The organism is Streptomyces sp. JH34 (genome assembly GCF_029428875.1).
In the GTDB taxonomy this organism is placed as follows: Bacteria; Actinomycetota; Actinomycetes; order Streptomycetales; family Streptomycetaceae; genus Streptomyces.
This window is the reverse complement of sequence record NZ_JAJSOO010000001.1, coordinates 6,667,136-6,687,757: the sequence shown is the minus strand read 5'-3', so window position 1 is coordinate 6,687,757 and position 20,622 is coordinate 6,667,136. Positions and strand designations below refer to the sequence as shown.

The 20,622-nt window shown below is 72.8% G+C and carries 18 protein-coding genes; 11 read left to right on the top strand and 7 right to left on the bottom strand.

Going from position 1 to position 20,622, the window contains the following annotated elements; genetic code table 11:
* The first annotated feature begins 9 nt into the window (after nucleotides 1-9).
* Together LWJ43_RS30045 and LWJ43_RS30040 are read left to right on the top strand one after the other, a co-directional pair.
* Nucleotides 10-1,071 carry a LacI family DNA-binding transcriptional regulator gene (locus tag LWJ43_RS30045; RefSeq protein WP_277335310.1) on the top strand — a complete coding sequence of 354 codons (1,062 nt, stop codon included), beginning with the start codon at nucleotides 10-12 and terminating at the stop codon, nucleotides 1,069-1,071.
* 232 nt (nucleotides 1,072-1,303) lie between these two features.
* Entirely contained in the window at nucleotides 1,304-2,389 is a 1,086-nt protein-coding gene (locus LWJ43_RS30040; RefSeq protein WP_277335309.1) for a WD40/YVTN/BNR-like repeat-containing protein, read from the top strand.
* Nucleotides 2,390-2,801: 412 nt separating this feature from the next.
* On the opposite strand, the gene LWJ43_RS30035 is transcribed toward LWJ43_RS30040, so the two are convergent.
* Nucleotides 2,802-3,479, bottom strand: coding sequence for a uracil-DNA glycosylase (locus LWJ43_RS30035; protein ID WP_277335308.1), 678 nt, complete (start codon nucleotides 3,477-3,479; stop codon nucleotides 2,802-2,804).
* 188 nt (nucleotides 3,480-3,667) lie between these two features.
* Here LWJ43_RS30035 and LWJ43_RS30030 point away from each other — a divergent pair, with 188 nt between their 5' ends.
* Together LWJ43_RS30030 and LWJ43_RS30025 are read left to right on the top strand one after the other, a co-directional pair.
* Nucleotides 3,668-4,660 carry an N-acetylglucosamine kinase gene (locus tag LWJ43_RS30030; RefSeq protein ID WP_277335307.1) on the top strand — a complete coding sequence of 331 codons (993 nt, stop codon included), beginning with the start codon at nucleotides 3,668-3,670 and terminating at the stop codon, nucleotides 4,658-4,660.
* 138 nt (nucleotides 4,661-4,798) lie between these two features.
* Nucleotides 4,799-5,722, top strand: a complete 924-nt coding sequence (locus tag LWJ43_RS30025; protein ID WP_277335306.1) for a sirohydrochlorin chelatase — start codon at nucleotides 4,799-4,801, stop codon at nucleotides 5,720-5,722.
* Between the two features lie 100 nt (nucleotides 5,723-5,822).
* Here LWJ43_RS30025 and LWJ43_RS30020 read toward each other — a convergent pair whose 3' ends face one another.
* From LWJ43_RS30020 to LWJ43_RS30005, 4 genes are all read right to left on the bottom strand, one after another.
* On the bottom strand, nucleotides 5,823-6,893 hold the full coding sequence (locus LWJ43_RS30020; RefSeq protein WP_277335305.1) for a lactonase family protein: 1,071 nt from the start codon (nucleotides 6,891-6,893) through the stop codon (nucleotides 5,823-5,825).
* A 90-nt stretch (nucleotides 6,894-6,983) separates the two neighbouring features.
* Nucleotides 6,984-8,495: an FUSC family protein gene (locus LWJ43_RS30015; protein WP_277335304.1), complete on the bottom strand. Its 1,512-nt coding sequence runs from the start codon at nucleotides 8,493-8,495 to the stop codon at nucleotides 6,984-6,986.
* 246 nt (nucleotides 8,496-8,741) lie between these two features.
* Nucleotides 8,742-9,209, bottom strand: a complete 468-nt coding sequence (locus tag LWJ43_RS30010; protein ID WP_277335303.1) for a hypothetical protein — start codon at nucleotides 9,207-9,209, stop codon at nucleotides 8,742-8,744.
* Nucleotides 9,210-9,278: 69 nt separating this feature from the next.
* Nucleotides 9,279-9,965: a TetR/AcrR family transcriptional regulator gene (locus LWJ43_RS30005; protein WP_277336030.1), complete on the bottom strand. Its 687-nt coding sequence runs from the start codon at nucleotides 9,963-9,965 to the stop codon at nucleotides 9,279-9,281.
* A 138-nt stretch (nucleotides 9,966-10,103) separates the two neighbouring features.
* Here LWJ43_RS30005 and LWJ43_RS30000 point away from each other — a divergent pair, with 138 nt between their 5' ends.
* The 6 genes from LWJ43_RS30000 to LWJ43_RS29975 all read left to right on the top strand — a co-directional run bounded on the left by LWJ43_RS30000 (nucleotide 10,104) and on the right by LWJ43_RS29975 (nucleotide 17,512).
* Nucleotides 10,104-10,871, top strand: a complete 768-nt coding sequence (locus LWJ43_RS30000; protein ID WP_277335302.1) for an SDR family NAD(P)-dependent oxidoreductase — start codon at nucleotides 10,104-10,106, stop codon at nucleotides 10,869-10,871.
* Between the two features lie 335 nt (nucleotides 10,872-11,206).
* A complete protein-coding gene (locus LWJ43_RS29995; RefSeq protein WP_277335301.1) occupies nucleotides 11,207-13,054 on the top strand; it encodes a flavin-containing monooxygenase in 1,848 nt (615 codons plus the stop codon).
* A gap of 2 nt (nucleotides 13,055-13,056) precedes the next feature.
* Entirely contained in the window at nucleotides 13,057-14,739 is a 1,683-nt protein-coding gene (locus LWJ43_RS29990) for an NHL repeat-containing protein (protein ID WP_277335300.1), read from the top strand.
* A 134-nt stretch (nucleotides 14,740-14,873) separates the two neighbouring features.
* A complete protein-coding gene (locus tag LWJ43_RS29985; protein ID WP_277335299.1) occupies nucleotides 14,874-15,353 on the top strand; it encodes an Lrp/AsnC family transcriptional regulator in 480 nt (159 codons plus the stop codon).
* A gap of 24 nt (nucleotides 15,354-15,377) precedes the next feature.
* The gene (locus tag LWJ43_RS29980) at nucleotides 15,378-16,067 is read left to right on the top strand and encodes an HAD family hydrolase (protein ID WP_277335298.1); all 690 of its coding nucleotides are present in this window, start codon (nucleotides 15,378-15,380) and stop codon (nucleotides 16,065-16,067) included.
* A 242-nt stretch (nucleotides 16,068-16,309) separates the two neighbouring features.
* On the top strand, nucleotides 16,310-17,512 hold the full coding sequence (locus tag LWJ43_RS29975; RefSeq protein WP_277336029.1) for a serine/threonine-protein kinase: 1,203 nt from the start codon (nucleotides 16,310-16,312) through the stop codon (nucleotides 17,510-17,512).
* A gap of 8 nt (nucleotides 17,513-17,520) precedes the next feature.
* Here the strand turns inward: LWJ43_RS29975 and LWJ43_RS29970 are convergent, their stop codons facing one another.
* Nucleotides 17,521-18,513, bottom strand: a complete 993-nt coding sequence (locus LWJ43_RS29970) for an aldo/keto reductase (RefSeq protein ID WP_277335297.1) — start codon at nucleotides 18,511-18,513, stop codon at nucleotides 17,521-17,523.
* A 65-nt stretch (nucleotides 18,514-18,578) separates the two neighbouring features.
* Nucleotides 18,579-19,499, bottom strand: a complete 921-nt coding sequence (locus tag LWJ43_RS29965; RefSeq protein WP_277335296.1) for a glycoside hydrolase family 16 protein — start codon at nucleotides 19,497-19,499, stop codon at nucleotides 18,579-18,581.
* Nucleotides 19,500-19,994: 495 nt separating this feature from the next.
* On the opposite strand from LWJ43_RS29965, the gene LWJ43_RS29960 reads away from it, so the two are divergent.
* Nucleotides 19,995-20,618: a DNA polymerase ligase N-terminal domain-containing protein gene (locus LWJ43_RS29960; RefSeq protein WP_462100961.1), complete on the top strand. Its 624-nt coding sequence runs from the start codon at nucleotides 19,995-19,997 to the stop codon at nucleotides 20,616-20,618.
* The last annotated feature ends 4 nt before the right edge of the window (nucleotides 20,619-20,622 follow it).

Here is a 20,622-nt window from a genome sequence, read left to right as displayed (position 1 = left end):
GATTCATGCATGAGCCCTGCAAAGGTCCAGCCCCAACAGGAGAAGACGTCCGTCGACGAGTCGTCGGAGAGCACCGCCACGCTGGCAGAGATCGCCCGCGCGGCCGGAGTCTCGGCTCCGACAGTTTCGAAAGTGCTGAACGGCCGCGCCGATGTCGCCCCCGGTACGCGCACGAGGGTGGAGGAACTGTTGCTGCGGCACGGCTACCGCCGCAGGCGTGGTGCCTCCCAGCAGTCCCAGCTCATCGACCTGGTCTTCCACGAGCTGGACAGCGCCTGGGCCATGGAGGTCGTCCGGGGCGTCGAGAACGTCGCCAGGGAGGAGGGCCTCAGCCTGGTCCTCTCGGAGAGCGCGGGCCGGCTCACCCCCGGACAGACATGGGTGGACGGTGTGCTGGCCCGCCGCCCGGCCGGGGTAATCCTGGTGCTCTCGGACCTCGACGCGGCACAGCGCGCCCAGTTGACCAGTCGTTCCATCCCCTTCGTCGTCGTCGATCCGGCGGGCGACCCGGGAGACGACATCCCGTCGGTGGGGGCGGCGAACTGGCAGGGCGGGCTCGCGGCAACCCGGCATCTGACGGGCCTGGGGCACCGGCGTGTCGCAATCATCGGCGGGCCGGCCCGCATGATGTGCAGTCGCGCCCGGCTGGACGGCTACCGCGCCGCGCTGGAGACCTCCGGAGTGCCGATCGACCCCGAGCTGGTCCGGGAGGGCGAGTTCAACCACGAGGACGGCTACACCGCGGCCCTGGAACTGTTGCGGCTGCCCGAACCTCCCACGGCGATCTTCGCCGGGAACGACCTGCAGGCGCTCGGCGTCTACGAGGCGGCGCGCGAGCTGGGGCTGCGGATCCCGGAGGACCTCAGCGTGGTCGGCTTCGACGACCTGCCTCTCACCCGCTGGATCGGCCCGCCCCTCACCACGGTGCGCCAGCCGCTCATAGAGATGGCCGAGACCGCGGCCCGGCTGGTCCTGGACCTCGGCCGCGGCAGGCAGCCGGCGACCACCCGGGTCGACCTGGCGACGAGCCTGGTGGTCCGCAGCAGCACGGCTCCCCCGGCACGCCGGTAGGACACGTGCGACTCCCCGCCCGCTGACCCGGACGCACGGTGGGGCCGGCTCGGAACGGGGCCCGGACCGGTGGGGCGGCCCCGCCCGACGGGCCGGGACACCCGCCCGGCCCGGTGACAAGACCCTCCACGAGCGCTGCGGGCTGCGCCGGTGTCGTCGCTACGGGCCGTTGTCAGTGGCGGGGTGCAGACTGACCCGTATCCGGCACAACGGCGTCTCGGGAGGTCCTGTCATGACCGACGTACTGCTCACCGTGGGCACCCGCAAGGGGCTCTTCCTCGGCCGCAGACGCGGCGGGGCATGGGAGTTCGGTGATCCGCACTTCAACGCCCAGGCGATCTACTCGATCGCGATCGACACCCGCGGAGAGACACCCCGGCTCCTGGTGGGCGGGGACAGCGCGCACTGGGGCCCTTCGGTCTTCCACTCCGACGACCTGGGTGCGAGCTGGGTGGAGCCGAGGCAACCCGCGGTCAGGTTCCCGCAGTTCACCGACGCCTCGCTGGAGCGGGTGTGGCAGTTGCATCCCGCCGGTCCGGAGGCACCCGACGTCGTCTACGCGGGCACCGAACCGGCCGCGCTGTTCCGTTCGGACGACCGCGGGGAGTCCTTCGAGCTGGTCCGGCCGCTCTGGGAGCACCCGACCCGGTCCAAGTGGGTGCCGGGCGGGGGCGGCGAGGGCCTGCACACCATCCTGACCGATCCGAGGGACGCCCGGGCGGTGACCGTCGCCGTGTCCACCGCGGGCGTGTTCCGCACCGAGGACGGCGGTGAGCGCTGGGATCCCTCCAACAAGGGCGTCTCCGCCGTCTTCCTGCCGGATCCCGACCCCGAGTTCGGCCAGTGCGTGCACAAGGTCACCCGTGACGCCGCCGATCCCGACCGCCTCTACCTGCAGAACCACTGGGGCGTGTTCCGCAGCGACGACGGCGGAAAGCGCTGGAGGGACATCGGCACCGGCCTGCCGTCGGACTTCGGCTTCGCCGCCGCCGCACACCCGCACCACGCGAACACGTTCTACGTCTTCCCGATCAACGCCGACGCCGACCGGGTCCCGGCCGGCCATCGCTGCCGCGTGTACCGCACACGGGACGCGGGTGAGACATGGGAGCCTCTGGCCCGTGGCCTTCCGGACGGCGACCACTACGGCACGGTGCTGCGCGACGGGCTCTGCACGGACGACGCCGACCCGGCCGGCGTCTACTTCGGCAACCGCAACGGCGAGGTGTACGCGAGTGCGGACGACGGCGACAGCTGGCAGCAGCTCGTCTCGCACCTGCCGGACGTCCTGTGCGTGCGGGCGGCGGTGATCGGCTGACGAACGGCGGACGGCGGACCGGGCGGCGGACCGGGGGCGGGCCGGGCGGTGGAGTGGGGACGGTGACAGACACGCTGCCCGGCGGGGCGACCTGTCGGGGCGGTGTCCCGCGTCCGGGCTGTTCCGCGCCCGGGAGCGCCACGAGCGCCACCCGGACGGACTCCCGTCACCCGCACGGGGCCTCCCGGATCACGGTTGCGGCGGCTTCCGCCTGTCCCGTCGGCACGGCCGGAAAAGGGTCCGGCCCCACCGGCGGGGGGGGGGTGCCGGTGGGGCCGGATGCTCGCGAAGGCACGGGAGGGGGGTGTGCCGTCAGGAGCTCGGGTCGAAGGGTCTCCTGCCCGCGAAGCGGGAACCTATGCGAGGCGCCGGACCAGGAGCCCGGTGAGTGCGCCGGTCCGTCCGGCGGCGCTCACGGCAGACGCCAGTCCACCGGCTTCTCCCCCGCGCGCTCCAGGAAGTCGTTGGTGCGGCTGAAGGGGCGCGACCCGAAGAAGCCCCGGTCCGCCGACATCGGCGAAGGGTGGGCGGACTCGACCGCGGGCAGGTCACCGAGGAGCGGCCGCACGTTGCGTGCGTCCCGTCCCCACAGCACGGACACCATCGGCTTGCCCCGGGCGGCCAGGGCTCGGATCGCCTGTTCGGTCACTTCCTCCCAGCCCTTGCCGCGGTGGGCGGCGGGTTTCCCCGGGGCCGTGGTCAGCGCCCTGTTGAGCAGGAGCACCCCCTGCTGCGTCCAGGGCGTCAGGTCCCCGTTGGACGGCCGGGGAAGACCGAGGTCGGAGTGGAGTTCCCTGAAGATGTTCTCCAGGCTGCCCGGCAGGCGCCGGACGTCGGGCGCCACCGCGAAACTGAGCCCGATGGCCATTCCCGGTGTGGGGTAGGGGTCCTGACCCACGATCAGGACGCGTACGTCGTCGAAGGGCTGCTGGAAGGCGCGCAGCACGTTCTTCCCCGCCGGGAGATAGGTGCGGCCCGCTCCGATCTCCGCACGGAGGAAGTTGCCCATCTCGGCGATGCGGCCCGCCACGGGCTCCAACGCCTTCGCCCAGCCGGGCTCCACAAGTTCGTTCAACGGTCGCGCTGCCACAGGCGTCACTCTACCGGCCCACACGGCTCCGAGTGATCATGCCGTCCCTCCAGGGTGGCACCGAGCGGTAGGGTGCCGGTCGTCGTCAGTCCTCCACTCCCCCGGAGAGCATGCATGAGGCGCGCAGGCGTTCGTCGGCCGACAGCGGTGTCCGAGACGTGCGGTGACCGAGCCTGGCGGCGGCTTCCGTGAGCGCCGGCAGGTTCGTCCTCGGCGTCGACTCGGGTGGCTCCGGGCTGCGCGTGGCCCTCGCACCGGCGGACACGGGACACGCGGCTTTCACCGCCGTCTGCGCCGAGCCGGTACGGACGGGTGCGGCCGGCATCGACGCCGGACATCTGCTGGAGCAGGTGCTGCCGGCCGTCGGCAGGCTGCTGGAACAGGCGGGCCCCGGGGCGGCCGTCGCCGCCGCGGCCGTCGGAGCGGCCGGAATGGCGACCCTCGGCGGCCAGTTGCGGGCCGTGCTGCCGCAGGCCCTCGCCGACTCCCTGGGTGTACACCGGGTGGCTCTGGCCGCCGACGCGGTGACCGCGTACGCCGGCGCCCTGGGCGGACGGCCCGGAGCGGTCGTCGCGGGCGGCACGGGCATGATCGCGCTCGGCACCGACCTGACGTCGTGGCGCAGGGCCGACGGCTGGGGGCATCTTCTGGGCGACAGCGGAGGCGGCGCCTGGATCGGCCGGGCGGGGCTCGATGCCGCGATGCGGGCCCACGACGGACGGCGCGGCGGTTCGCCGGCGTTGCTGGCCCGGCTCGAGGAAACCTTCGGCCCGGCCACCGGTCTGCCGGGCCTCCTCTATCCGCGTACGGACCGCCCCGCGCTGCTGGCCTCCTTCGCCCCGGAGGTCGGGGCCTGCGCCGCCGACGACGAGGTCGCGGCGCGGATCCTGCGGGAGGCCGCCGGGCATGTCGCCGAGGCGGCGGCCGCGGTGTGCCCCCGCCCCACCGGCTCCCGTCCCGGCGGCTACGACATCGCTCTGACCGGTGGGCTGTTCCGCATGGGCGCGCCTCTTCTCGAGCCGTTGCACAGGGAGCTGGCCCGGCAGGTCCCGCAGGCGCGTGTGGTCCCCGCGGAGGGCGACCCGCTGCACGGGGCCCTGGAGATCGCCCGGAGCCTCGCCGGCCCGGGGCTGCGGCTGCCGTCCCACCCGCAGCTGCTGTTCGTACCGGGAGTAACCTAGGCGATTCGACCGATCGGCTGTCGGGACAGAGCAGGTCAGTCACCCGCTATGCCGCTCAACAGACATATACGGACAGATAACGCCTGACCGCCCCCTCCCCGAACAGAGGGACACCCAAAACCAGTAGCATGCGGCGCCATGAGCACCCCCACTGGGCCCGCTTCCGGCCTGCCTGTACGAATGCCGCGACCTCGCCAGTCCGGACGGCACCGCCGCCCGGAGCCCGTGGTCGCACCTGAGGGCGCTGCCGCGCTCGTTCTCGCCCTTCCCGGTACCCCTTCCCCGGCCTCGCGCAGCCTGGCCGAGGAAGTGATCAGCATCGCCCGTTCCGAGCTGCCCGGTCTGAATGCGCAGATCGGCTACCTCGACGGCGACGACGCCGAATATCCCACCCTTTCCTCCGTACTGACCCACGCCGCCGCCGAGCGCACCGCGCGCTACGAGCAGGCCACCGCCGCGGGCCGCGAGGTCGCCGAGCCCTCGGGCCCGTCCGCCGTCGTGGTGCCGCTGCTCGCCGGCCCGGACAGCGCCATGGTCCGGCGCATACGGCAGGCGGTCATGGACAGCGGCACCCAGGCCGAGCTGACCGATGTGCTGGGTCCGCACCCGCTGCTCGCCGAAGCGCTGCACGTACGCCTCTCGGAGGCCGGTCTGGCCCGCGCCGACCGCGCGAGGCTCTTCACCGTGGCGACCGCGGCCGACGGCATCGTGCTGGCCACGGTGGGCGGCGAGGAGGCCGTGCAGGCCGCCGGGATCACGGGAATGCTGCTGGCCGCCCGTCTCGCCGTGCCGGTCATGGCCGCGGCCCTGGACGTGGAGGGCTCGGTCGCCTCGATCGCTGCACAGCTCCAGAACTCCGGCTCCGTGCAGCTCGCGCTCGCGCCGTACCTGGTGGGCCCGGAGATCGACCCGGGGCTGCTGGACGCCGCGGCCAAGGAGGCCGGCTGCGCGACCGCCGAGCCGCTCGGCGCCTACCCGGCCATCGGCAAGCTCGTCCTCTCGCTGTACGCGACGACTCTGGGGATCACCCCGGCGACGCCGCAGGGCGCCCAGGCGCACTGACGCGCGCCGCACATCCGCCCGGACGGCGACGGGGCGCGGACAGGCAGAACCTGTCCGCGCCCCGTCGGCGTACCGGCACCCGGTCGCGCGGGGGAGGCCGTCAGGCGAAGACCACGCAGGAGGCGGCCGGGACCTCGACGGATCCCGTGTGGGCCGGGATGCCCGTCTCCGCGTCCACGGCGAACCAGCTGACGTTCCCGGAGTGCTCGTTGGCGGCGTACAGCCACTGTCCGGTGGGGTCGAGCGTGAGGTCGCGGGGCCGGCGTCCACCGCAGCCCACGGCCGCCGCCAGGACGGGCCTCTCGGCCGTCTCGTCGAGGGTCAGGACCGAGATGCTGTCGTGCCCGCGATTGGCGGTCCACAGGAACCGGCCGTCGTGCGAGACCACGACCTCCGACGGGTACGTGCGCACGGCGCCGCCCTCGTCGTGGTCGTGCGGCAGCACCGGTGTCTCGCCGAGCGGTTCGAGTACCCCGGCGGCGGCGTCCCAGCGGCACACGGTGAGGGTCGGTTCCAGCTCGTTCAGGACGTACAGGTGTCCCCCGGCCGGGTGAAACGCGAGATGGCGCGGTCCGGTGCCCGGCCGCAGAGCCGTCTCGGCGTGCAGCCGCAGGGAGCCGTCGGCGGGGTCGAGGGCGCAGACACGTACGGAGTCCGTGCCGAGGTCCACGCTCAGCACCCACCTCCCCGAGGGGTCGGCCAGGACCTGGTGCGCGTGCGGACCCGACTGGCGCCCCTCGTCGGGGCCGCTGCCCTCGTGTGTGAGCGGACCGGCGGCAGGACCGGGTGCTCCGTCGTCCTGTACGGGCAGCACGCTGACGCTGCCGGAACCGTAGTTGGCCGTGAGCAGGTGCCCCGCGACGAGGGACAGATGCGTGGGGCTGCTCCCGCCGACCGGCCGTACCTCGCCGATCAGCCGCGGAGTGCCGTCGTCGTCCACGCCGAACGCCGCGGCGGCACCGTCCGAGGTCTCACTGACCGTGTAGAGCACGATGTCGTCCGTTCCCGGGGCGCGGCCGACCGCGAGGAAGGACGGATCGGCCACGGCGTCCGTGGAGGCGAGGAGGGTGAGCGCGCCCGTGTCACGGTCCACGGCGGCGACGGTGATGCCGCGGCCGCCCGCCGAGGTGAACGATCCTATGAATGCCCGCTGTGCGTGGTCGGCGCTCATCGCGCTACCCCTCTTCACGTCCGTCCCGATCTTCCCGGCCGACGGTAGCAGGCAGCGGTTCCCGGCCCTGACCGGAAAGGACGGCCGGGGTCAGGCGCCGATGAGCGGAGCGCGCGGGGAGCTGTGGAGGGGTGCGGCGAGCTCCGCGAGTGCCCTTTCCAGGCTGTGGAGATGGGCCAGCGCGGGTTCGGCTACATGCACGTGCGGAAGGACCGTGTCGACGGCCGCCGCCGCACGGTACCTCCGCACCCGCGACGTCAGCGCCTCCACCGACGCTTCCACGCGCCAGCAGGCAGCGGCCAGACGGGCGTCGTGCGACGCCTCAGGGTCCGCCGCGACGGAGGCGAGCCCGCGTACCTCCCGTACGCAGACGTCGAGCAGCGCGAGCACCTGCCCTGCCCGGGCCCTGCGGGCGCGGAACGGGCTCAGCGGATGCACGAGCGGACCGAGCGACAGCCGTACCCGGCCGAGGAGCGCCTCCAGTTCGGCGACACGCGGAGCGGGGTCCGCGGTCGCCGAGCCGGCGAGCCGCGCGGCGGCCTCGGCGGTGCAGGTGTGCACGCAGCGAAGGGCGCGCTGGATCCAGGCGTCGGTCGTGGCGTGGGTGGTGACCGGCAGGACGAGGAGCACGGCCACCGTCGCGCCGAGCGCGCCGACGCCGGTCTCCACGAGGCGCAGCGCGAGCAACGCGGGGTCGAGGACGCCGAGCAGTCCGTAGAGCGTCCCCGCCAGGACCGTCACCGAGAACATCATCCAGGTGTACGAGACGGCCGCGGTGTAGAAGATCCCGAAGACACCGAGCGCCACGAGCACCGCGGAGGGCAGGGCCGAGCCGTGCAGCGGAGCGATGACGAGCAGCCCGACGGGGATGCCCGCCAGAGTCCCCAGCACGCGGCGGAATCCGCGGACCAGGGTCTCGCCGCGCGACGTGGTGTTGACGAAGACCCACCAGGTGGCACCCACGGCCCAGTACCAGCGCTCCCCGGAGAGGAACTGGCCGGCGAGCAGCGCGAGGGCCCCTCCGACCGCCGCCTGGACCGCCTGCCTGGTGGTCGCCCGGGCCAGTCCCCGCGCGGCCACCGGCGCGAGGGCCGGGGCGGCGGGCAGCCGCCGCTCGTAGCACCAGAGCCCGAAGCGAACGGCGGACGCGGTGAGCAGCGAGAGCAGGACGGCGGCGTACAACTCGGGCAGCTGGCCCGGCAGGGTGTGGAGGAACTGCGTGATGAAGAACGCCATGAAGGCGAACACTCCGAGCGAGTGACCGCGCGGCCCCCAGCGCCTGGCGTAGACACCCGCCCCCATGACCGCGAGGAAGGCCAGATCGCGCGCGACGGGAAGGTCGTGCAGTACGGCGGCCAGAGCGAGGACGGGGAGCCCCACCACGGGCAGCAGGGCTGTCGTGACCGCCTGCCCGCGCACAGTGGGGTCGGTCACCGTGAAGAGGGCCAGCAGCGCCGCGAGGCCGCCGGTGACGGCACCGACGAGCGTGTGCCCGGCCAGGCCGCACGCGGCCACGGCCAGTCCGATACCGAGGACGGCCCTGGTCGCGTGGCGCAGCCGCAGCCGTCCCGGATCCGGTGCCACGAACGCCCTCTTCAGCACAGCTTCCCGCCCCTTCACATGAAAAAGGGCGCCACGGAATCCGCGGCGCCATCGACAGTGCCATCACACCATGGCACCGGCGTCTGGCTCAACAGACGACTGATGCACTGAGCCATTGGTACATCCGATTACTGTTTTCATGGGCCAGAACGCTGCCAATGGCCACCTCGGGCGCCAGGCGTCGCGCCGCGCGAGAGCCACCCGGGACGCGAGGTGCCCCACCGCCCGGGGCAGCCCTGCGCTCCGTCAGCGGCCGTACGTGGTCCGGCACAGGTCGACGACCTCGGCGGACGCGACCCCCCGGCCCGTCGCGCAGACGCTGCGCATGTCGTAGGTGTGCCGCGGCCGGGGCGGGCGGGGCACGTGCGCGCGGCGCGGCGGCTGGGGGCGAACGGGCATCGCGCGTCGTGGCTGGTTCCGTGCCTCGGCGCGGGGCGGCGGCGCCACGACGGCCGCCGGCCCGGCAGGACCACCCGCACCCGCCCCCTTCCTCCGCTTCTTCCCACCGGTGCGCTCCGCCGCCTCCTCCGCCTTCCCCAGCGCGTCATGGACGGCCGGGGGCGCCGCGGGCGGCGTGGACGCCTGCACGGCAGGGGTGTTCCCCGGATGCCCGGAGACCGCGGGTTCGGGCTTCCGCGCCTCGGACCGGACGGAGACACAGCCGGCCGTACTCAGCAGGACGACGAGCGCGAGGGACACGGTCCGCAGGTTCATGCCCTGGTCAACGACGGGCGGCGCGACCGGACACGTCGGGAGCCCCGGGTCCCGTGCGGGCTCCACCGCTCAGTCGGACAGCCCCGACCGGGCGATGTCGAGCGCCCGGTGGATCGTGCGGGTCAGGGGAACGGGGTGCGGGGCCGCACTCCACGCCCATTGCTCGACCCCGACGCGGAGCGCGCCGTTGAGGAGGGTCGCCTGCACCCGTGGTTCGAGATCATCCGGCCCGTGTCCGGTCCGCTCGGCGAAGACCTCGGCGAAGACCATCTCCGCGTCATGGTGCACCTGGAGCCACACGGCGCGCAGGCCGGGCTCCGTGCGGGTGAGCCGGACCAGGTCGCGCAGGGCCTCCGCGTCGGTGTCCGCCGAGGTGTCGGTGAGCGACGACGGCGTTCCGGCGACGGCCTCCGCCAGTGGCCGGTCGCGCGGCCACGACCGCATCAGAGCGGTGACGAAGTCGAGCGCGTGGGTCAGCAGCGGTCGGACGCAGAGCTCCTTGGAGGAGGTGTAGCGCCACAGGGTCCGCTGGGAGATCCCCGCGGCGGCCGCGATCTCGTCGGCGGTCGTCGCGGCCACACCACGGTCGGCGAACAGACGTACGGCCTCCCGGGCGATCTCGAGCCGGGTCGCGGCCTTACGGCGTTCGGTCAGCGGAGGACGCCCGGGGCGGGATCCCTCGCCGGCTGCGGCTCCGTCGGCGGCCGAGGCCCCCACGGCGCCCGGGGCGGGCTCCCGCACCCCTCCGGCCTGCATGGCTTCCACGACTTTCAGCCACCTTCCTTCCGGCTGCGCCCATCGTAGCCATTTCTTTTACGGCTCCCTCCGCCTCTTTGGCACGGCACGCCATTAAAGGTAGCGTGCTGCCCTGCCACCGAACACGAGGAGCATCACGTGAGCGTCACCGTCAGCGGCCCGGGCCGCAGCGTCATCGTCACCGGCGCGGGGTCGGGCATCGGCCGGGCCACCGCCCTCCTGTTCGCCAGGGAGGGCGCGCGCGTGGTGATCGCGGACGTCGCCGCCGCGGCCGCCCGAGCCGTCGCGGAGGAGGTGGAGCAGGCCGGCGGGACGGCCGTTACCGTGATCGGCGACCTCAGGGACCAGGCCGTGGTCGACCGGGTCGCGGAGACGGCCGTCGAGGAGTTCGGCGGGATAGACGTCCTCGTCAACAACGCCGGGATCATGGACAGCATGTCGGCGGCGGCCGACACGGGCGACGACGAGTGGGAACGCGTCATCGGCATCAACCTCACGGCCCCGTTCCGCCTGACGCGGGCCGTACTGCCCCACATGCTCGCCGCCGGGAAGGGCGCCGTCGTCTTCACCGCTTCGGAGGCCTCGCTACGGGGCAGCGCGGCCGGCGCCGCGTACACGGCGTCCAAGCACGGCATCGCCGGCCTGACCAAGTCACTGGCGGTCATGTACCGCGACAAGGGCATCCGCTCCAACGCCATCGCACCCGGCGGCACCATCACCAACATCCGGGTCGACGCCGACCGGGAGGCGCACGGCCCGGGCGCCCTCGCCCCCTACATGGGCAACGTCGGCTCGCCGGCGCGGGCGGAGGAGCAGGCGTCGGCGATCGTCTTCCTCGCCTCCGACGCGGCGAGCAACATCAACGGGGCGGTCCTTCCCGTCGACAACGGCTGGTCCGCCGTCTGACCACCCCCGTCCGCGCTTCCGGTCACATCCAGCCATGACCTCCGCGGCTGCAATATGCATTAACCACATGATGTGTACTATGCACGTCTAGGTTCGAGGGTGCCTCGCAAGTCCCCGGTGGATCGCGGTGAGTCGGTCACGCAGACCCTCGTGGCCTGCGAGACGGCCAGGTGCGCCGCCGCACCCCCGGACCGCTCCACACCCTCGGCCGGCACCGGCCGGCCGAACGGTGCCCCGCACGACGCGATGCCCCGGTCGACGCCGCACCGCCCGCGTGCCGGCGGCCCGACGACGACACCAGCCCTGATCCCGCCCCAAGAGGAATGAGGCCCTGCATGTCCACCCCCCACGCGTCACCCACGCCCGCCGGCCCGGGCCCCGTACCCGGCGCCGGACCCGGCGAACTGCACTTCGACCCGGAGGAGTTGCGCCGGAAGTACCGCGCGGAACGCGACCGGCGGATCCGGCCGGACGGCAGCGCCCAGTACCGTCGCGCCGCCGGTGAGTTCGGCTACTACGACGCCGATCCGCACGCCGACCCGGACTTCTCGCGCGAGCCCCTGCTGGACGCGGTGGACGTGGTGGTCGTCGGCGGCGGGTTCGGCGGTCTCCTCGCCGCGGCACGCCTGCGCCAGGCCGGCGTCGAGTCGATCAGGGTGATCGAGAAGGGCGGGGACTTCGGCGGCACCTGGTACTGGAACCGCTATCCCGGAATCCACTGCGACATCGACTCCTACACCTACATGCCCCTGCTCGAGGAGGTCGGCTACGTCCCGAGGTGGAAGTACGCGCCGGGTGAGGAGATCCGCGAACACTCACGCGCGATCGCGCGGCACTTCGACCTGTACGCCGACGCCTGCTTCCAGACGGAGGCCACCGAACTCCGCTGGGACGACGGCGCGTCGGAGTGGACGGTGGCCACGGACCGGGGTGACCGGATCAGGGCCCGCCACGTGGTGGTGTCCAGCGGGACGCTCAGCCAGGCGAAGCTGCCCGGCATTCCCGGGATAGAGACGTTCGAGGGCCACACCTTCCACACCAGCCGCTGGGACTACGGGTACACCGGCGGCGACCAGGACGGCGGCCTGACGGGGCTCGCCGACAAGCGCGTGGCGCTGATCGGCACGGGCGCCACGGCCATCCAGGTCGTACCCCACCTCGGAGCCGACGCCCGGCACGTGTACGTGTTCCAGCGGACGCCCTCCTCCGTGGACGTCCGCGACAACCGGCCCACCGACCCGGACTGGGCGAAGTCGCTCCGGCCCGGCTGGCAGCGGAGGCGGATGGAGAACTTCCTCCAGGTGGTCACCGGCAAGGCGGTCGACGAGGACCTGGTGAACGACGCCTGGACCAGTACGGCCCGTCTGCAGGAGAAGCTCATCCCGACCGACGCCTACGCGGACGTACCGGCCGAGGAACGCGAGAAGGCCTACGAGATCGCGGACTTCCAGAAGATGAACGAGATCCGCGCACGCGTCGACGCCGTCGTCGAGGACAGCGCGACCGCCGAGAAGCTCAAGCCCTGGTACCGCTACATGTGCAAGCGCCCGACGTTCAGCGACCACTACCTCCAGACCTTCAACCGCCCCAACGTCACGCTCGTCGACACCGCGGACAGTCACGGGGTGGAACGCATCACCCGGAACGCCGTGGTGGTCGGCGGGGCCGAGTACGAGGTCGACTGCATCATCTTCGCGACGGGATTCGAGGTCGGCGTCTCCGGGGTGATGTCGGGGAAGCTCCCCGTGTTCGGGCGGGACGGTGTCCCCCTGCTGAAGTCCTGGGCCGAGGGCCCGAAGACACTGCACGGTTTCTACAGCCACGGCTACCCGAACTTCTTCCAGCTGGGCCCGCTGCAGAACGCCAGCGCGGTCAACTACGTCCACATCCTCGACGAGCAGGCCACACACGTCGCCGAGGTCGTCGCCGAGTCGTACCGCCGCAAGGCCCTGCGCGTCGAGCCGACCGTCGAGGCGCAGGACGCCTGGGTGTCGACGATCCGCCGGAAGGCACCGAGTCTGCACGCGTTCCAGGCGGAGTGCACCCCCGGGTACTACAACAACGAGGGCAGGCCCCGGGCCCGCAGCGAGTCCTACGGCGACGGGCCGGTCGCCTTCCACGAACTGCTCAGGAAGTGGCGCGAGGGCGACGGCATGGACGACGTCCTGGTCGGGGCGGAGTGACCGTGCGCCATACGGACGAGCAGGCAGCCGCATACCCGAGCAGGTTCGACGGGACGCCGGGACGCGGGGGCCGCTACCCGGCCCCGGAGCGACTGAACCCGGCCAACCCCCTGTGGGGTTCCAACGGCATCGCGTTCGGACCGGACGGACGCCTCTACGTCGCCGAGTTCCTGGGGGGCCGGATCAGCGCCGTCGATCTCGCCGGGGGCGACCTCGACGTCGTCGTGCCGGCGGGCGGACCGGTCCGGTCGCCGGACGACCTCGCCTTCGGGGCGGACGGCTCGATGTACATCGCCGACCTGGTCCCGGGCCGCGTGTGGAGGCGCGGCCCCGGAGGCGAGTACTCGCTGGTGAGCGACGAGGTGAAGAACCCCAACGGCATCACCTGTATCGGCGACCGGCTGTTCGTCAACGAGATGAGGCCCGGCGGCCGCCTGCTGGAACTCTTCCCGGACGGCGGTGACCCGGTCGTGCTCACCGAGGGGCTCGCCATGGGCAACGCCATGCAGCGCGGGCCGGACGGATGTCTCTACTACCCGCACATGATCAGCGAGCAGGTCTGGCGCATCTCTCCGGACGGCGGTGTGCCCGAGCTGGTCGCCGATCAGGTGGACCGGCCGGTCGCGGTGCGCTTCGACCGGGGCGGCGTGCTGCACGTCCTGTCACTCGGGCCGGAGGGCAGGGTGACCCGCATCGACCTCCACGGCACCGGGTCCAGGACCGTGCTCACCAGTGGTGTGGAGGGGCTGGACAACGCGGCGTTCGACGCGGAGAACCGGATGTTCGTCTCCAGCTACGCCAGCGGGGGCATCACCGAGATGCGTCCCGACGGCCGGACCCGGGTGATCGTGCCGCGGGGCTTCGACGGCCCCTACGGCGTCACGGTCGGCGCGGCCGGCACCGTCTACGCGGCGGACCACTACCGGGTGGCGAGCCCTCCTCCTCCCGGCGGGCCTGCAACCGGGAGGTCCGGCGACGGCACCCGGGCGGAGTCCGGGGAACCCCGCAGCCACGTCCTGGCGCCCTTCGTCCACGGCATCGCCGCGGACGGCCCGTTCCTGCACCTCACCTCGCAGTTCGGGGACGTCAGGACCTACGACACCGCGCTCGGTTCGATGCGGACACGCGTGGGAGGACTGGACCGGCCGATGGGCGTCGCGGTGGGCCCGGACGGTTCGCTCGTCGTCGCGGAGACCGGCGGCGGCCGGGTGCTCTCCGTCGCCGAGGACGACGAGGTCACCGTGCTCGCGGAGGGGCTCGGCCGTCCGGTCGACGTGGCCTTCGACGCGGCGGGCCGGTGTTACGTCAGCGACGAGCGGGCGGGTGCCCTGCTCAGGCTGGAGCAGGACGCGCCGGCGACCGTGGTGGCCGACGGGCTCGGTGCGCCGCAGGGGCTGACCGTGCTCGGTGACGAGCTGTACACGGTGGAGACGGGCCGTCGCAGGGTGCGCGCGGTCTCCCTCACCACCGCGGAGAGCTGGACCGAGGCGGAGGACCTGCCGGTCGGCGGCCCGCCTGTCGACGCCCGCGAAGGGGCCGGCACCGAGGCGGAGTTGTTCGCCAACGGTCTGCCGGGGCTCGCCCGCCGCTTCGCCGGCATCGCCGCCGCACCGGACGGTTCACTCGTCCTCTCGGCAGACGGCGAGGGCACCCTGCTGCGCCTGACCCCGTCCGGGCCCCGCTGACGGCATCCTGGGCGGGCGGTCCGCGTACGGCATCCGGGGCGGGCGCGCACTCCGCCCCGGGTGCCGTACACCGCCGTCCCGCCCCGGCTACAGTCGGGCGACCGATCACCGAGCCGGGAGGAGCACAGCCGGACATGGCGGTGGACGCCCTCGACACCCGTATCCTCCGGCTGCTCATCGAGCAGCCGCGTACCAGCGTGCGCGAGTACGCACGTCTCCTCGGCGTGGCACGTGGCACCCTTCAGGCCCGGCTGGACCGTCTGGAGCGGGACGGGGTGATCACGGGAACGGGGCCCGCCCTCTCCCCCGCCGCCCTCGGTCATCCGGTGCTCGCCTTCGTGCACCTGGAGGTCACCCAGGGGCACCTGGACGAGGTGGGTGACGCGCTCGCGGCGGTCCCGGAGATCATCGAGGCGTTCTCGACCACTGGGGGCGGCGATCTCCTGACGCGTGTGGTGGCCCGTGACAACGGGCACCTGGAGGACGTGATCCAGCGGCTCATCCAGCTCCCGGGGGTGGTCAGGACCCGGACCGATGTGGCGCTGCGCGAGCGTGTCGCCCACCGGGTCCTGCCGCTGGTCGAGGCGGTGGGGCGAGCGGCGGGCCCTCCCTGACCGCCGTCGGGCATGCTGGGTGCCATGAACACCCCGCGTATCCCGGTACCGCCGGTCCTCTTCGACCTCGACGGCACCCTCGTCGACAGCGAGCCGAACTACTACGAGGCGGGACGCCGGCTCCTGGCCCGGTACGGCGTGCGGGACTTCAGCTGGGAGGACCACACCCGGTTCATCGGGATCGGTACCCGGGAGACCCTCACCGTCCTGCGCGAGGAACACCGCATCGAGGCACCGGTCGACGAGCTGCTGGCCGGTAAGAACGCCCTCTACCTGGAGCTCGCCGGGGCCTCCACCGCGGCCTTCCCGCAGATGCGCGCCCTCGTCGAGCGGCTGCACGGGGACGGGGTGCCGATGGCGGTGGCGTCGGGGTCGTCCAGGGCCGCGATCGCGGCCACACTCGCGGTCACGGGACTGGACGCGTACCTGCCCCTGTACGTGTCCGCCGAGGAGGTGGCGCACGGCAAGCCGGAACCCGACGTGTTCCTGGAGGCGGCCCGTCGGCTCGGCGTGGCTCCGGATGGGTGTGTCGTCCTGGAGGACGCCGTCCCGGGAGTCCTGGCTGCCCACGCGGCGGGAATGCGCTGTGTCGCGATTCCGGAGCCCGAAGCGACGGCGGACGCGGCGGTGTTCGGGAAGGCTGAGCTGCTGTTCCCGGGCGGGCAGGCGGAATTCACCGCCGCCGCGGTGCTCGACTGGCTCGCCGCCGGGTGAGAACAGGCCGGTCCGACGGGCCGATTGGCCGGATCAGGCGCTCCTGGCTCCGGCCGGGCGAGCGGCGCTCCGGGGGACGGATATCCTGATCATGCCGCGCACCCTGACGCTACCCACCCGAGGCGATGAGCCCGACGAGGTCGCCGCCGCGGCAGTCGGAGAGGGCCACAATTCGAGATTGGTGTGCACAGGTGCTGGTTGCTGGGCGGTACCGGCTGATATCCCCCATCGGCCGTGGCGGTATGGGTGAGGTGTGGCGCGCCACGGACGAAGTCCTGGGGCGGGCCGTGGCGGTGAAGCTGCTGCTGGGCGATCAGGCCGATGCCTCGTCGACCGCGCGCTTCCGCCTGGAGGCGCAGACGGCCGCGCGTCTGAGCCACCCCCACCTGGTGGCCGTGTTCGACTTCGGTTCCTGGGAGGACCGCTTCTACCTGGTGATGGAGCTGGTCGAGGGCAAGAGCCTCGGGGACCTGCTGGAGGCCCAGGAGTCGGTCCACCCCGAGCAGGTCGCGCACATCGCGGGCCAGGCCGCCGCCGGTCTGGCCGCCGCGCACCGGCAGGGCATCGTCCACCGTGACATCAAGCCCGGCAACCTGATGCTGGACGCCGACGGGTCCGTGAAGATCGGGGACTTCGGGATCGCCCAGTTCGTGGACGACCCCTCGACGGCGCTGACCACGGCCGGCCACATCGTGGGGACGAGCCTGTACCTGGCTCCCGAGCGGGCGCTCGGCCGTACGGCCGACTCCGCGTCGGACATGTACTCCCTCGGCTGTGTCATCTACCAACTGCTGGCCGGGCAGCCGCCGTTCCGCTCGGACACGGCCACCGCGACGCTGTACCAGCACGTGGACACGCCCCCGGTGCCCGTGAGACAGCGCGGGGTGGACATCTCCCCCGCCTTCGACTCGTATCTGATGGGCCTCCTCGCGAAGAAGCCGGAGGACCGGCCGAGCGCGCAGCAGGTCTCCGACTGGTTCCGTACGGACGCCTGGCGCGGGCGGCCCGAGCCGCTTCCACAGCACGCGCCCGCCGCCCCTCGGTCCGCCGCGCCGCGGTCCGCCGCGCCGGCCGGCCCGTCGCCGGCCCCGGCTCCCGGGGCTCCGGCCGGCGGGGGCCCGTCGACGTACCGGCTGCCGCAGGCCACGGGTCGCAGACGGGCGGCGCCCGCGCCCCGTACGTCCAGATCCGCGCCCCGGACGGGTACCACGCGCCGGATCAGCACGGGTGAGGCCATCCGGCGCCGCCCGCGCGTGGCGAGCGCCGTGGCCGGAACGGTCGCCTTCCTGGCGGCGGTCTATCTGGGCACGATCCTCTTCGCGCCGGACACCGGTGCCGCGGACACCCCGGATCCGGGCTCCACGCCGACGGCCGGGCTCGAGTCGCCCGCGGCGACCGACCCGGCGGTGGCTCCCGCCGGGGACGGCGACGACGAGGACGACTGAGCCGCGGCTCACCAGCGGGGGTGGACCTCGGCGCGGATCCGGCGGTCGTACAGGTCGCTCACCGCGTCCAGGGTGCGCCGAGGAAGCGGCGGGAGCGCGGCGGCGGACGCGTTGGCGCGGGCCTGCTCGACGGAACGCGCGCCGGGGATGACGCTGGTGACACCGGGCTGCTGGATGATCCAGCGCAGCGCGGTCCCGGCCGGGGTGGCGCCTTCGGGGGCGAGCCGGGCGAACTCCGCGGCGGCTGCCACGCCGGTCGCGTAGTCGATGCCGGAGAACGTCTCGCCCTGGTCGAAGGCCTCGCCGTGGCGGTTGTACGCGCGGTGGTCCTCCGGAGCGAAGACCGTGTCCGCGGTGTACCTGCCGGAGAGCAGGCCAGAGGCGAGCGGAACGCGCGCGATGATGCCGACCCCCGCCTCGACGGCGGCCGGGAGGACCTCTTCGAGGGGCTTCAGGCGGAACGGGTTCAGGATGATCTGGACACTCGCCACGCCGGGCCTGGCGATGGCCGTGAGTGCCTCGGCGCACGTCTCGACGCTCACGGCGTAGGCGGCGACGCGCTGTTCGGCGACGAGCGTGTCGAGGGCGTCGTACACGGCGTCCGACGAGTAGACGGCCGTGGGCGGGCAGTGCAGCTGCACGAGGTCGAGGGTGTCGACGCCGAGGTTGGCGCGCGAGCGGTCGTTCCAGGTGCGGAAGTTGTCCAGGACGTAGTTCTCGGGCACTTGGTCGGCGCGGCGGCCCATCTTCGTCGCCACGAAGACGTCCGCGTCGGGCCTGTCCTTCAGATAGCGGCCGATGAGCTGCTCGCTGCGGCCGTCGCCGTACACGTCGGCGGTGTCGAAGAAGGTGACCCCCGACTCGACGGCGGCGTCGAGGACACCGAAGGCGTCGGCCTCCCGCACCTCACCCCAGTCGCCACCCAGCTGCCAGGTGCCCTGTCCTACGACCGATACGTCACGGCCGGTCCTGCCGAGTGTGCGCTGCTCCATGCGCATCATGCTACGTCGGCCGGCCGGGCCGGCGGTGGTGGCCGCCGGCCCGGCCCGTAGCGGGTCGCCCGTACTCAGTCGCTCGTGGTCACGCGGACGTAGTCCACGACGAGTTCTTGCGGGAAGGCCGTGCTGCCGTCCGGGTCGCCCGGCCAGTAGCCTCCGACGGCGAGGTTGAGGATCAGGAAGAACGGCTTGTCGAACACCCAGGCGTTGCCGTTGAGGTCCGCGGGTGTCCTCCGCTGGTAGACGGTTCCGTCGACGGACCAGGTGATCGAGTCGGGGGCCCAGTCCACGGCGAAGGTGTGGAAGTCGTCGGCGAAGGCAGCACCGCCCGGGAGGGTGTAGCCGGCCCCGATGCCCCCCGAGCCGGAGTAGCCGGGCCCGTGCAGGGTGCCGTGGACGGTGCCCGGTTCGAATCCGACGTTCTCCATGATGTCGATCTCACCGCTGTTGGGCCAGCCGACGCTGCCGATGTCGGCCCCGAGCATCCAGAAGGCGGGCCATATGCCCTGCCCGCGCGGGATCTTCATCCTGCTCTCGACGTGCCCGTACGTCGCGGTGAACTTGCCCGAGGTGTTGAGGCGGGACGAGGTGTACTCGCATGTCCCGTACCAGCACTGGTAGTTGCCAGGGTTCTCCTTGCGGGCGGTGATGACGAGGTTGCCCTGGCCGTCGAGGGCGGCGTTGTCGTTGCCCCCCGTGTAGTACTGCCGTTCGTGGTTGTCGACGTTGTCGCCGGTCTCGGTCAGCCACTTGCCGCCGTCGACGGCGGACCCCGCGGGTCCGTCGAACTCGTCGGCGAAGGCCACGGCCTGCGCCGCCCGGGAAGCCGTGGAGGACGCAGCCGTGTGGGGGTCGGGTGCGGCCGAGGCTCCGGCGGGGAGCGCGGTCAATGCCACGGAGCAGCAGAGCAGCGAGAGGGCGGTGTACAGCGTCCTGCGGCGCCTGCGTGAAGGACGGCGCACGTGATGGTGAGGGGAAGCCACGGTCATCACATCATTTCGGGGTGGGGGGATGACACTCCTGTGGGGGGCGCCGGTTCCGCGAAGGAACCGACGGTCATGCACATGACAGATACGCGCCGAGAGGTGAACACGGGACGCGTTCACCCCACGCGAATCTTTCAACACTTGATTTAAGGCAGCGGTTCGAGGCCCCGTCAAGGATCTGGCCCGGACCGGGCCGGTACGGATGGAAGTCCTCACGCCGGGGAACGGACAACCCATGCGCATCCGTACCGAAGCAGCCCGTCCCGTCGCTTTGGTCCTGGCCCTGGCGAGCTGGACGGTCCCGCCCTGCCGGTGCCCGAAGCCGCAAGCCGTTCCCGCCTCGTGCCGGCGGGGGGAGCCGCACACGCCGCGGTACGCACCCTGGACCCGGCGGCCACGGAGCTGCGGGTGGTGGACCGGCCGACCCGTCTCCCGGCGTGGGCCCGTGCCGTCGTCGTGCGGTCCGCCCCCGACGGCGGCACAGTGGAGGCAGGGGCTGTGCGGGACTCGCGCGGACTCGGCCCGGCGGGCACGCACCGTCCGACCGCACCGGCGGAAGGACCAGTCGTGGACAGCGAGAGCACACGGCGTTTCGTGGTGCAGATCCACGACGCCCGGCGCATGCATTTCGACTTCCGGCTCGAGGTGGACGGCGTTCTGAAGTCCTGGGCGGTTCCACGCGGTCCGTCGGACAATCCCAGCGACAAACGCCTGGCCGTGCCGACGGACGACCACCCGCTGGAGTACCGCGAGTTCGAGGGCGTCATCCCGCAGGACGAGCAGGGCAGCGGCACAGTGATCGTGTGGGACCAGGGCGTCTACCGTCCGACCAGCCACGACCTGGCGGGCGCCCCCGTCCCGTTCGCCGAGTCCCTGGAGAACGGGCACGCGACCTTCTGGCTCGACGGGGCCAAACTGCACGGCGAGTTCGCGCTCACCCGCTTCCACATCGACGACGAGGACGGGACCCGGGGTCCGGAGGCCTGGCTGCTGATCAAGGCGAACGACCGGCAGGCCGTGCACGATCGCCCGGGCACCCCCGATCCGTACCACGCCCGCTCGGCCCGTACCGGCCGCACGTTGCACCAGGTCGCCGTGGCGGACCGGGAGGGCGCGGGCTGAGGGA

What these genes read in the sequence shown, in the direction of transcription:
- LWJ43_RS30045 (WP_277335310.1), top strand. Translation starts at nt 10, where the DNA reads ATGAGCCCTGCAAAGGTCCAGCCCCAACAGGAGAAGACGTCCGTCGAC.
- LWJ43_RS30040 (WP_277335309.1), top strand. Translation starts at nt 1,304, where the DNA reads ATGACCGACGTACTGCTCACCGTGGGCACCCGCAAGGGGCTCTTCCTC.
- LWJ43_RS30025 (WP_277335306.1), top strand. Translation starts at nt 4,799, where the DNA reads ATGAGCACCCCCACTGGGCCCGCTTCCGGCCTGCCTGTACGAATGCCG.
- LWJ43_RS30020 (WP_277335305.1), bottom strand. Translation starts at nt 6,893, where the DNA reads ATGAGCGCCGACCACGCACAGCGGGCATTCATAGGATCGTTCACCTCG.
- LWJ43_RS30010 (WP_277335303.1), bottom strand. Translation starts at nt 9,209, where the DNA reads ATGAACCTGCGGACCGTGTCCCTCGCGCTCGTCGTCCTGCTGAGTACG.
- LWJ43_RS30005 (WP_277336030.1), bottom strand. Translation starts at nt 9,965, where the DNA reads ATGCAGGCCGGAGGGGTGCGGGAGCCCGCCCCGGGCGCCGTGGGGGCC.
- LWJ43_RS29995 (WP_277335301.1), top strand. Translation starts at nt 11,207, where the DNA reads ATGTCCACCCCCCACGCGTCACCCACGCCCGCCGGCCCGGGCCCCGTA.
- LWJ43_RS29985 (WP_277335299.1), top strand. Translation starts at nt 14,874, where the DNA reads ATGGCGGTGGACGCCCTCGACACCCGTATCCTCCGGCTGCTCATCGAG.
- LWJ43_RS29980 (WP_277335298.1), top strand. Translation starts at nt 15,378, where the DNA reads ATGAACACCCCGCGTATCCCGGTACCGCCGGTCCTCTTCGACCTCGAC.
- LWJ43_RS29975 (WP_277336029.1), top strand. Translation starts at nt 16,310, where the DNA reads ATGGGTGAGGTGTGGCGCGCCACGGACGAAGTCCTGGGGCGGGCCGTG.
- LWJ43_RS29970 (WP_277335297.1), bottom strand. Translation starts at nt 18,513, where the DNA reads ATGATGCGCATGGAGCAGCGCACACTCGGCAGGACCGGCCGTGACGTA.
- LWJ43_RS29965 (WP_277335296.1), bottom strand. Translation starts at nt 19,499, where the DNA reads ATGACCGTGGCTTCCCCTCACCATCACGTGCGCCGTCCTTCACGCAGG.